Source organism: Psychrobacter sp. TB55-MNA-CIBAN-0194 (assembly GCF_040309505.1).
GTDB lineage: Bacteria > Pseudomonadota > Gammaproteobacteria > Pseudomonadales > Moraxellaceae > Psychrobacter > Psychrobacter fozii.
The window spans coordinates 21,818-34,464 of record NZ_JBEOOW010000009.1 but is presented as its reverse complement, the minus strand read 5'-3'; the positions used below and the strand labels follow the sequence as shown (position 1 = coordinate 34,464).

Here is a 12,647-nt window from a genome sequence, read left to right as displayed (position 1 = left end):
ACAAAAATTTATAGCGAGTCTGCACTAAAGCAGGGAAACTGCTCATATATAGGCTACAAGGTAATATTGCCTAAAATTTATTAGCCAATACTGCCTATGATGAATAATAAAATAAACACTCATTAAAGGTACAAATAGTGGCATAGTCAGTGATTCATCATAGAACAGTTTTGTTAAATAAACTTACTATAGTATTTGAGAGTTTATTTAAAAGCCATTCAAATTAGGTATCACTTATCACCGTAAACACCAAGCCTTCACCTTCTACAAATCTTACTTGTACGGCTTTATCAACGACATGTGGTGGTAAGTTATCTCGTAAGCAATAAGTACCTGCAACCGAGACCAATGAAGGATTGAAAACCTGACAAAAAATGCGAGCATCTTTGTCACCCGTAGCACCTGCAACCAAACGCCCTTGAGCGCGGCCATAGACATGTAGGCTGTTGTCCGTAATCGCTTCAGCACCGCTATTGACACTGTTGGTCAAAATCAAGTCGCCACCGACGTGATTGAGACTTTGTCCTGAGCGTAGCATTTGGTCATAGATTAGGCTAGTTATATGCTCGTCGCTTGCTAGTGACTCTGTTGAGGTATCAGATATGGTTGTCTCAGTAAGTGATTCGTTGGCGGCAGTCGCAGGGTCATTATTGACTGAGTCTGTTTTACTGTCTTCGAGCGCTTTACTCACTGTAACAGCAGGCTTTTTAGTGGGTACGATACGCTCGATACGTTTGCCATCGGCAGGGAAAATCGCCAACCGTTGCGCGCGCGCTTGAGAATCCATCATACCCGTGACCACACCGATGGGCTGTAGACCACATGACCATAACAGTTCCACTAATGCTGACAAGTCTTGCTCGACTTCACTATCAATAAGAATGGGAATGTTGCTAGATTTGTTGCTAAAAGTCTCATTAAGCTGTGATTCAATAGCGCTCAAATCATTTGTATTGAACTGCAAACGTGAAAAGGTCAGCATCTTGCCATAAAATGCCAGTGCTGGCATTGGTGCGGCGTTCGAGGTCTGGTTGTCACTATCTAAAACTGTCATATATAAATCCTCAAAAATTCATTCTATCGCTGTGTTCACGGTGCTGTTTTTATTATCGAGCCATACTGTTTTGTGCTATGACTTTAGTCTCTGTTATGACTCCGCCAAACTATTTTATCATCGAAGCATATTATTAGCAGTAGGGCTTATAGATTAAGCATGTCTTGGTGTTTCCACTGTTGCACTTTTACCTGCGCTTCAAACTCAGTCAAACTGTCTTCAATGATACTCGAAATCAAAGTATCTAGCGCTGTATTATCCGTATTTATTTGTGCAACACCACGGGCAATCGCGACCATTAATGAGTCGAGAAGCTTAGGATCAAGGAGACGTTGATTCAGTGCGTAAACGACGTTTTCACCTATATTATGCCCAACATGTTGCAACTGTGATTCAATCAAACTGCCAGCGATAGGAATCATGCGTAGATAACGACGTAGCTCAGGCGTATTGGCCAGGCCTTCTTCGATGGCATTCCCTACCTCAGCGGCTAAGATACTGCCGCCACCTGATGCTGCCGTCAATTCTTGCAATTTGGGTGTTAGCTCTGTACGTAATAGAGAAAGTAACACCGCTTCGATTTCATCACGATTTCGCGAAATCGTCGATTCGATAAATGATTTGTGAGCTTCAGGGTCGGTCAGTTCTTGCCGAAAGTTTTGGATGGTGGTCAATATGACACGGTCCGATAACTCTTCTAGCAGTAAGTCGATATAGAACTTGATGCGATTAATCCACGGCTGCGGCAGCACTTGGTAGCCAAGCTGGTATAAGCGTCGTCCGATGACCACTGCTCGAAACAAACGTAAAGCGCGTAGTTGCGGAAAGCAACCTAATACTTCATACCAGTGTACAAAGGGAAAAAAGAACCAGCGGTAGTAGGCTCTTTCTTTAATAGCAATCATCCAACGCAGGAATAGCTCAACGATTAAGAATATCGTAAAGAACCCACCAGCAGTACGCAAAGGATCATGCAAGGTATTTTGATACCAACTGAGAGCCTCACCAATGGTCAGCCATCCTGCGATATGAGCACTAAAATTACTCATTAAAATAGCATCAATACTAATCAATAAGAGATCAATGCTGATGATGATCATCATTACGATGTCGTAAGTCAGCTTTAGGCGATTTGGCTTGGGGCGATTTGGTCGTGACGGCTTATTATCCGACTGATTAGGGGATTGGTCCGGTAATGACGCTGAGTCGTCTAGCGGCGGGCTAGTAGTAGGAGAGGCGGGCACAGTCAAACCTTATAAATAATAAATGGCATAAGAAGTAAGCGGCTTAGCGAGGGCGTGTCATCAATTAGATTGTAAAGCTTAAAATGAGAAAAATTGTAGATAAACAAGGAAGAAATTGCCGTTAATATGAACATATTGGCAAAATTACTGACGATGTTTAGCAAAATTTAGCCATTTTAAGCTCACTAAATATATTTATGTGCTAATTGATGATACGCCCTAATATAGCGTTATAAAAGTCGCTATTATTTAGAAAGTCATACGCTCATGACTGTTCACATTATCAATGAATAGGGCTAAAAAACAACCCATCTTTCATTATAATTAAGCATTACTATTTAAGAGTTATCATTTAAGGTCAGTGTTTAAAAAAATAGTGATTAATCTTGATACTGATATGCGCTGAATAAGGTTGCCGTTTGGTTTTTATTTTCCTAATGGTTTTAAGTATCTTTGATTTTGGGACTGGTATCGAAATCAGCCAGCATATTGGTAATGAGTTGGTCTTTTTCGCGCCATATCTGCTCAACCCAATCGAACATTTGGGCCTTTACCGCATCATCATTTTCGTAGCCACCATTTTTGATACCAGCAAATAATGAATCAGGTATCTCGATGTATCTGACATCAACACCCAAGCGCTTGATATTACCTTTCCATAGATCGCTATAGGTCGGTACACCATCGGGATAAACAATCGTCATATCGAGCATGCCATCGATATCTTCACCTAGTGCGTTAATTGCTAATGACAGTCCACCCGCTCGTGGTTTTAACAGGTGAGTATAGGGTGACTGCTGCTTAGCGTGTTTGGCTTTGGCGAAGCGCGTGCCTTCTAAGTAATTTAATAAGGTAAACGGCTTGTCTTTTAACAGTGCACAGGCGCGTTTGGCTTCTTCGATGTCTTTGCCTTTTAATGCAGGGTTTTTTGCGACGGCTTCTTTGGAATGTCGGCGCATCATTGGAAAATCTAAAAAGTAAAAAGCTTGACCAACAATGGGGATATAGATTAATTCAAACTTGGTAAAGAACCGTGTCAGCGGCAGGCGTTTTTCGCTGATGTACTGCACGATACTGGTATCGACCCAAGACTGATGATTGCTGACCAGTAGATATTTGCCATTGATATGAACATCATCGGGTAAGTTAATACGCCAATCTTTACGCGGCAACATGTTGTCGATTAAATCATTATTACTACTGATCCAATAAGTGGCGATTTTTATCACGGTTTTATCCGCCATAGGAGCACCAGTGATAATCTTGCCAACGCCCATCAACCATAGAGGAATACTACCGCCGAAACTATTGGCTGCGATAACGCCAGTTGCCGTCGCAAGTGAAATCGCTTTTGCTAGTTTAGGCGTGCGTTTGTGTATTTTTTTAATAGTGGAGGTCAGTCGCATGCTAATCCTTTTAGGTCAGTCTTATTGGTCTATAAGTTATTCAGTGCTTTACTAGGGCGTGTCATCAATTAGCACATAAATATATTTAGTGAGCTTAAAATGGCTAAATTTTGCTAAACATCGTCAGTAATTTTGTCAATATGTTCATATTAACGGCAATTTCTTCCTTGTTTATCTACCATTTTTTCATTTTAAGCCTCACAATCTAATTGACGACACACCCTAGTGACTATTTCGTCAGATACGCTTAAAAAGATAAATAAAGTTAAAATTCCGACGAATATGGGTGTTTATTTAGCAAGGTTGTTCATATTTTTGGCTCTGAGTATTGCTGCAGCATAATTCTAGCAGAAACAAATCATAGTGTACGAATACAAACGTGACTTGTGATAACACCTTATAGTCAGTAGCTAAAGGTCTCATGTTGATGGCTAGAATCATGAAAAGTTACTAGTCACTTCTCGTACACAGTTGTGACAAAATATTACACATAGTTAGACTGCAATTGCCATAATGATGAAAGTGCATGTAACTACATAGCGTCAATTAATAGACAATATTTATAAAAAGCACAATTTTTTAAACTTAAGAGGAAATATTATGCGTAATACATTAATGATTGCAGCAGTAGCATCAGGTTTAGTTCTTAGCGGTTGTGTTACTGATCCAACTACTGGGCAACAAAGTTTGAATAAAACAACGCTTGGAGGTTTAGCTGGTGCACTTGGTGGTGCCGCTATCTCTAAAGCGACTGGTGGCGATGAGACTGGTCGTGATGCTGCTATTGGTGCAGCTTTGGGTGCTGGCGTTGGTTACTATATGGATCGTCAAGCCAAGCAGCTTGAGCAGCAAATGGCTGGTACTGGTGTAACTGTTGAACAAAATCCAACAACTGGTAACATCGATCTAGTAATGCCAGGTAGCATCACATTCTCTTTTGACAATTCAACACTAAGCTCATCTTTCAAGCCAACGCTTGATAAGCTTGCTACTACTATGAATCAGTATAACCAAAACACGATTACTATCGCAGGTCACACTGATAGCCAAGGTTCAGATTCTTATAACATGGGTCTATCACGTGATCGTGCTTACTCAGTTGCTAACTATCTAACGGCTCGCGGTGTTGCTTCTAATCGTGTTAATGTTGTTGCTTATGGTGAATCACGTCCAGTAGCAGATAACAGCACTGACTATGGTCGTCAACAAAACCGCCGTGTTGAGTTAACTGTTAATGCGCCACAGAGCGTAAACTAATTAGTAGTTCTATATAATTATTGTTTAAATAATCTTTATAAGTGCTAAGATTATTCATAAAAAAGATCAGCGATAAGCTGGTCTTTTTTTTGTGGATTGAATTTGATAATTTTATTTATTTTCAGACTATGAAGCATCGATAGCATGAAACCAACATAGTAGGTAGGCGCTTAAATAGTGCTTTCAATATGATTACTTTTGCAGCTCAAAGGCTAGTGAAAGACCAGTTCAAAATTAAATATTGATAATGATTATCAATACTACTATAATTTGTAAAGTTTTCTTAATGTTTTAATGCTATATGTTTTAGTTGTGCATAATAAAAAATCTATGCATGGATAAACTAGCTTGCCGTAACATGCACTAATATCATTGATGAGCTTTCATCAAAACCAATTTTTTTGCTATATTCTGAGGATATGTATGACGATTACTACCGTAATGAGCCGCAAGACTTTACCAACTACTTTAGCTGCTGCGCTTGCAGGGTTGTTATTGGTGTCAGGTTGTACCAAGCAAACCGAAGAAAATACTGATACTAGTGTGGATACTCAAACAGAAGTACAAAACGCAGAAGCTACTGACAATACAGATCTATCAGCTGCTGATAAAGCGCACAATGACAGACTGATCAGCAGTTATGCAAATATGGCACACGCTGCGTACAAAGACTCGCTAGATACGGCTAAATTGTTGCAAACAGCAGTAGAAGCATACGTAGCAACACCAACTCAAGAAAACCTTGATGCGGCAAAAGCTGCTTACAAAGCCGCTCGCCAACCGTACTCACAAACTGAGATTTTCCGTTTTGACGAAGGTTTTGTGACTGCAAACGACAAACGTGCTATTGGTAGCATCGATGGTTGGGAAGGACAAATGAACGCTTGGCCACTTGACGAAGCATTGATTGATTATGTCAGTGACAGCTATGAAGGCGAGTACAACAGTCAAGACAACATCATCAATAGCGATACTATTACGGTTGGTAGCATCAATCAAGATACCAGCACTATTACGCCTGAGCTGTTAGCAGAGATGAATGAGATTGGTGGTAGTGAAGCCAATGTGACGACTGGCTACCATGCCATCGAATTCATGCTATGGGGTCAAGATACCAATGGCGTTAACGAAGGTGCTGGTAATCGCCCTGTGACTGACTATGCAACAGAAGCAGGTCAATGTACCAGTGGTGATACTGTCAATGATGATGCTAGTACATGTGAGCGTCGCGGCGAATTTTTGACATCCGCTACTCAATTGCTAGTAGATGATCTAACCGCGATGGAAGCCGAGTGGCAGCCTGAGAGCGAAAACACCTTGCGTAGCGATCTAATGGCACGTAAATATGACAATGGTCTGCGCCAGATTATGTATCAAATGGGTAGCTTAGCACTGGGTGAGCTTGCCTCTGAGCGTATGCAGGTTGCGTTTGTGACTGGCTCTACTGAAGATGAGCATGAGTGCTTCAGTGACTTAACACATCTAAGCTATGCCAATAATGCTCGCGGCATTCAAAATGTCTTTAACGGTAACTACAAGACAGTCACTGGTAAAACGGTTGGCGGTTATGGCCTAAAAGACTACCTCGTTGATACTGATAACAAAGCGGCTGCTGATCAATTGGTTACAGATTTTGCTAAAGTAGAAGCTGCCTTTAACGTGATTGTTGAAAAAGGCGAAAAAGAAGGTATCAAAATCGATCAAATGATTGCTACTGCAGGTCAAGTAAGCAAGCAAGGTATCTCTGCTGAAGAACAAAACGTTCGCCGTGGATGGGTTGAGGCTGGTATCACTAGCTTACAAGAGCTGACCGTTGGTATTGAAAATGCGGCAAAAGCAGTTGGTATCGATAATTTAGATGCTGATGCAGGTTCGCAGTTTTAAGTTGAGAGCTATACATTCTCAGGATGTCAAAAGCCTAACTGTATTTGTTTATAATTCCTGATAAGTCGCTATAAGCTAGGGCATGTCCTCAATTCAATCGATAGTTATCTAAATGGGTTAAAAATGGCTAAATCTTGCCAAACAGCGTCAAATAGCTGACTAATATCTCGATATTATTTGCGCTATTCTCCTTGTTTGACTGCAATTTATCTCATTTTTATCATCATTTTTAAAATGAGGACACGCCTTAATGAGAATTATTTTCCTAGCAAAATAATTTAGGTATAATACGCACGTTGTCGACCAAGTTGGCAACGTGTTTTTTTGCCGTATTAAAATAGCTTGAGAGGTCGGTGTCTAGCTGTGCCTTATCGACTAAAAGTGAAGAACTTTATAGCCCGCGATTTTAATGGTTCTATGCTAGAACTAAGGTACTTTTTTTATGAACACCGCAAACGTCTTAAAAATCAAAAAACCTGCCTCATTTTATTCTTCTTTTATCAATAAAAATATACCGTCAAAACTGACAATTGGTATCTTCTGTGCGCTGTCTCTCAGTGCTTGTCAGCCGAATGACAGTACGTCTGATGGTTCTGATGAACAAGCTGCAGTAGAAAATGGTGAAAACCAGGCAGTCGCTCCTGAGCGTATTGAGACGATAGAAACGCTCGCTGGCGTGCCAATGCAGCAGTTAGCAAGTTTTGATCCACAAGAGATCAAACAGGGCGGTGATACTGGTATCAGTATCAGTAGTGCGGAGAGTTACTCGAAGCCGTCATCAAACCTGACGGCATCACGTAAAGGCTCGTTTTTTATTGGTAATGCGTTCTTTAAGCAACCGTGGGTCATTGCACCTGCCAGTACAGATAGCCGTGATGGTCTGGGCGCACTATTTAATGTTGCCGCTTGTCAGTCTTGTCATGTAAAAGACGGTCGTGGTCATGCGCCTATGAATGCCGATGATGATGCCGATAGCTTGCTCATTCGTCTGGCGATGCCTGCGACGACCGATGAGCAGCGTCAACAGCTAAAAGACTCTTTGATCGAAAAAGTAGTGCATCCCATGTATGGTGGTCAGCTTCAGGATCGCGGTATCCAAGGTGTGCCTGCTGAAGCGAGGATATCGGTACAGTGGACAGATAAGCCAGTCACTTTTGCTGATGGCTACGTCGAAACGTTACGTGCACCTACTTTTAACCTAACCCAACCTGGTTACGGTAAATTAGATGATGAATTGATGGTATCACCGCGTGTGGCTTTACCTATGATTGGACTTGGGCTACTGGAGCAGATTCCAGATGAGGCTATCAAAAATCAAGCTATGAAGTTAAAAGGTGATATTAGCGGAAAATTCAACTGGGTAATGGATCCACAAACGGGTAAAAATGCACTCGGACGCTTTGGTTGGAAAGCGGGACAAACCAAGCTGATTACCCAAAACCAGAGTGCCTTTAATGAAGACATGGGGCTGACGTCAAATATCCGCCCTAATGAGTCTTGTATGCCGACGCAGACAGCTTGTCTGAATGCGACGACTGGTGCTGATGAGCAAGGTAACGGTAAACTACCTGTTGAAGTTAATGATGACGTGGCAAAGTTTGTAGAATTCTATACTCGTAACCTAGCGGTTCCAAATCGCCGTGATGCGGATAATGAATTGGTCTTGGCTGGCAAAAAACGATTCTATGACATTGGCTGCCAGAGCTGTCATACGCCAAGGTATCAGTTGCCAAAAACCGACGATGATCGTCTTGAGCAGCATGGGCAAGTGATCTATCCTTATACCGATCTACTGATACATGATATGGGTGATGATCTTGCTGATCGTACAATTGCTGGCAAGCTACCACCAAAAGAGGCGCAAGTTGAATTTTTGGCCAATTCTTATGAATGGCGTACCCCTGCATTATGGGGTGTGGGTCTTGCTCAGATTGTGGATCCACAAGCGACATTCTTGCATGATGGTCGTGCTCGCACCTTGATGGAAGCCGTTCTATGGCATGGTGGAGAGTCTGAAAAACAACAGAAAGAAGTGCTCAAACTTGATAAACAAGGGCGTGCTGAATTGAATGCGTTCTTAAAATCATTATAAAAGCGCGGTTGTTTATTTACGTTTAATACCTAAATAGGGCAGATATTAATAAAATAGTCTGCCCTATTACAGATACAACGATTGAAATAATTACTTATATAAATACCGAGAAACCTATGAAAATAAACCATGCTTTGGCAATGGCGTTATCTGCATTAAGCGCTGGATTGCTAATCAGCTGTGTTAAGCCTGCTGATGACAATAAAGCACAAGAGACGGATAGCCAAGAAGTTGCGCAAGACAGCGCTGCTGCCAGCAGTCCAGCAGAAGAGAATGGTGATATTACTGCTAAGATTAATGCAGTAGACATCAGTACCGATACCGAAACCGCTTATCTGACCCATGTGGCTGATGACATTGTCATTCCAGCGTATGCTGATGTGGCCAAGCAAAGTGACCTATTGCATGATTTGGCACAAACGCATTGCCAGTCAGGACCAGTCAGTGGTGAGGAACTACAAGCGCTGCGCGATCAATGGCTCGTTTTAGCACAAACATGGGCAAGCGCTGAGATGATTAACTTTGGTCCTGCGACTGCCAGTATGAGTAATTTGTACATTAACTATTACCCTGACGAACGTGGCTTGGTACATAGTGGCGTTGCAGATCTCATCACTGCTAATCCGCAGCTGACCGCTGAGCAACTCGCTAACGAAAGTGCGATTGTCCAAGGTGTCCCAGGACTAGAAGAAGCACTATATGCGAATGACAGTTTAGACGCTGGCCAATGTGCTTATGTCATCAGTGCAAGCAGTGCGTTGAGCACACGCCTAAAAGAGATTGAGAAAAACTGGCAGCAGAATTCAACGAAGTTATTGGCAATCGATAAAGTAGCTGACAGTGACCAAGGACTGAATCAATGGTTCAACTCTTTGCTATCGTTGGTCGAAACCATGAAGTCTAACGCCATCGATCAACCATTGGGTCTAACCGGTAAAGCGAAAGGTCACCTACCTGCTGCTACTGCCGCACAAAGTCGCGCGATTATCAATGCGAAGCTTGCGACATTGAATAAAGTGCTGACTGACCCAGTATTGACCGAAATACTAAATAGTAATAACGACAGCGAAGTGGGTAATAATTTATCAACCGAACTGGCTGAGACCACCACGCTACTAGCGCAAATGCCAGAGGACTTGGCGACGGCAGATAAAGACTCGCAGCAAGCGTTGTATGATCATCTAACGACGATAACACGCCTGATTAAACGTCAATTGATTCCAACACTCGGTATTCGTGTCGGATTCAATAGCACAGATGGTGATTAAGCGATGCAGACACAGGGTGATACAGTAAAAGACGCTACCGAAATAGATGCTACTGAAACAAACGGTATCAAGCGTTTAGTTCTATTGGATAGATGCTTTAAGCAGGAAGTGCTTAAAACGTCGGCATTGACAGCGCTTAGTACGGCAGCGTTGGTTGGAATACACCATCGCTACCGTAAGCAGCGTTATCCATCTGCGCGTTTGCAAGACTATGTGGTCGGGCTAGGTACGCAGTTTCAGTCATTGTCGTTACAGGTGTCATCACAGCTATCATTCCTAACGTCACCCCAATCCGCCGCTACGCAACAATTATCAAGGCTACAGTACGCCTATCAGCAGACTACCAATACTTGGCATCAGGCTTATCAAAGCTACTCATCGAGCATGGATTATGATGGCGATAGTTGTGTTGATAGTCATGTTGATAGTCGTATTAATAGTGCTGATGTAATTCCGGATTTTTCTACAGTTCATACCACCACCATGCTGGCACGTCCCGTATGTTGGGTGAGTGGTGTCGCATCAATGCCACAAGTGGCAGCATTGACGAGCGATGAGGAAAGCGTTGATGGCTACGGTGTAGTCGGCATCGATGCAGATCGCCAAATTGTCTGGCAAACGACTATGCCAGAGCGTGTGCATGATATTGTCGTTCAACCAGTGTTGTCTGACTCTCATAGCCAAGCAACTCGTGATGTCGTCGTCATGGGTCGCCGTCCCAGTGAAAAGTTTTGGGTATTGGATACGGCAAGTGGTCAAGTAAAGCATGCTATCGAAGCATCCGTTAATCGTCATTTTTATGGTCATGCTTGCTACAGCTTGGATGGCAAGTTGCTGTATGTCACCGAAAATAATACGGTAGATTTAGCGGGTAAAGTTGGTATCTATGATATCAATCAAGGCTATCAAAAAATTGTAGAGTTTGACTCACATGGCATCGGTCCACATGAGCTGATTATGCATCCAGATGGCGAGACGCTCGTTATCGCAAATGGTGGTATTAAGACTGAGCAAGCTTCTCGTGAAGAGCTAAATTTAGATACCATGCGACCATCGCTGGTGTATCTGAACCGTCATGACGGCACATTGCTTGAACAGGTCCTTCCTGAGCATAATCAGATGAGCGTACGCCATTTAGCCATGCATGATGATGGTACGGTGATGATTGGTATCCAGTTTCAAGGTGAGAGACATATCAATGTGCCATTAGTGCTCACACATAAGCGCGGTGATACTGATTTTGAGCCGCTTACGATGCCGAATAATCAATGGCAACGCTTTCATCAGTATATCGCCAGTGTGGCGGTCGATAGTGAGCGCAATCTATTATGCGTAACGACACCTATTGGTGGATGTGCGGCTATTTATGATTTAACCACTCGCGCGCTGATTGATACAGTAAGTTTGCCAGATTGTGCAGGGGCATCGGTATCATCTCGTAATAGTTATAACGAGTCTAACGGGCACAATGCGCTGTTATCAGAAAATCAATTACTAGGTTTTATCGTTAGCGATGGGCAAGGGCAACTGACAACTTTGAATGTGGCTCCATCAGCTCAAGCGGCAAACCAAGCAGATGAACAATTAGATAAGAGAGTGGCGTTAGCTGATCGAATTATTCAAGACAGTCAGCGACACAAAATGTCTTTTGATAACCACTTGCAGGCATTGTTGTGATAAGTGAGAGAGGCAATAGATAACGATGGCGACACAAGATACGACATCGATATCAATACTCGCCAAGCAACAACTTGCACAAGCAGGCATTGAGCTACAGGTTACTAAAAAACGTGTCAAAAATATTAATTTTCGTCTAAAGCCTTATCTGTTGATGGTATCTGTGCCAGTATCTATGAGTGCTGCACAGATTGTACAGGCTGTTGCTCAGCGCGTATCGTGGGCAGTGGCTAATCATGCACAAGTATTGGAACAGTATAAGCGCAAACAGCACACCTTAACCGAGTCCTCAACTACCAATAGCCCACTATTATTATGGGGTATAGCGCAGACCTTTACACTCAGCCCCGATGAAAAAATCGCCTATTATCGGCAACAGCTCTCCGACGTTATTCCTACTTTGTTTGACAAATGGCAGCCCATCGTTGGTGCCCGTGCTAATGAAATACGCCTAAAAAAAATGCATACACGCTGGGGTAGCTGCAATACGCGTGTGCGTCGGGTCTGGTTATCTGTCTATCTTCCCGCTTATCCCATTGAATGTACCGAATATGTCATCGTCCACGAGCTGTGCCATTTGCATCATGCCAACCATAGTTCTGCATTTTGGCAGACAGTAGCGACAGCGATGCCGGATTATCAGCATTGGCATAATATGCTGGCAGGTAAAATGGGAAAGTTAGATTAAAGATATACGTCAGAAAATAAATAAGACTGATATGATAGGTGAGAACGGTGCGTTTTGTGTCGTTGTAATTGTTTGTG

At 42.6% G+C, this 12,647-nt stretch carries 9 protein-coding genes; 6 read left to right on the top strand and 3 right to left on the bottom strand.

All coding sequences use genetic code 11. The features are described from left to right. Window positions 1-223: 223 nt before the first annotated feature. The 3 genes from minC to yihG form a co-directional block, all read right to left on the bottom strand. Entirely contained in the window at window positions 224-1,054 is an 831-nt protein-coding gene (minC, locus tag AAEY75_RS11175) for a septum site-determining protein MinC (RefSeq protein ID WP_352259608.1), read from the bottom strand. 146 nt (window positions 1,055-1,200) lie between these two features. Continuing rightward, window positions 1,201-2,298, bottom strand: a complete 1,098-nt coding sequence (locus AAEY75_RS11170) for a hypothetical protein (protein ID WP_352259607.1) — start codon at window positions 2,296-2,298, stop codon at window positions 1,201-1,203. 443 nt (window positions 2,299-2,741) lie between these two features. Then, window positions 2,742-3,704, bottom strand: a complete 963-nt coding sequence (gene yihG, locus AAEY75_RS11165) for a 1-acylglycerol-3-phosphate O-acyltransferase, YihG family (RefSeq protein ID WP_352259606.1) — start codon at window positions 3,702-3,704, stop codon at window positions 2,742-2,744. 600 nt (window positions 3,705-4,304) lie between these two features. Between yihG and AAEY75_RS11160 the strand changes: the two genes are divergently transcribed. The 6 genes from AAEY75_RS11160 to AAEY75_RS11135 all read left to right on the top strand — a co-directional run bounded on the left by AAEY75_RS11160 (window position 4,305) and on the right by AAEY75_RS11135 (window position 12,570). Further along, entirely contained in the window at window positions 4,305-4,961 is a 657-nt protein-coding gene (locus AAEY75_RS11160) for a YiaD family glycine zipper/OmpA-like lipoprotein (protein ID WP_110924021.1), read from the top strand. A gap of 423 nt (window positions 4,962-5,384) precedes the next feature. Continuing rightward, the gene (locus tag AAEY75_RS11155; protein WP_197218218.1) at window positions 5,385-6,845 is read left to right on the top strand and encodes an imelysin family protein; all 1,461 of its coding nucleotides are present in this window, start codon (window positions 5,385-5,387) and stop codon (window positions 6,843-6,845) included. A gap of 442 nt (window positions 6,846-7,287) precedes the next feature. Further along, on the top strand, window positions 7,288-8,937 hold the full coding sequence (locus AAEY75_RS11150) for a di-heme oxidoreductase family protein (RefSeq protein ID WP_352259605.1): 1,650 nt from the start codon (window positions 7,288-7,290) through the stop codon (window positions 8,935-8,937). A gap of 116 nt (window positions 8,938-9,053) precedes the next feature. Then, complete coding sequence (locus AAEY75_RS11145; RefSeq protein ID WP_197218222.1) at window positions 9,054-10,205, top strand: imelysin family protein; 1,152 nt, start codon at window positions 9,054-9,056, stop codon at window positions 10,203-10,205. A 3-nt stretch (window positions 10,206-10,208) separates the two neighbouring features. After that, window positions 10,209-11,882 (top strand): DUF1513 domain-containing protein, encoded by a 1,674-nt coding sequence (locus tag AAEY75_RS11140; protein ID WP_197218224.1) that lies wholly within the window; start codon window positions 10,209-10,211, stop codon window positions 11,880-11,882. A gap of 25 nt (window positions 11,883-11,907) precedes the next feature. Beyond that, the gene (locus AAEY75_RS11135) at window positions 11,908-12,570 is read left to right on the top strand and encodes a M48 family metallopeptidase (RefSeq protein WP_352259604.1); all 663 of its coding nucleotides are present in this window, start codon (window positions 11,908-11,910) and stop codon (window positions 12,568-12,570) included. Window positions 12,571-12,647 lie beyond the last annotated feature (77 nt).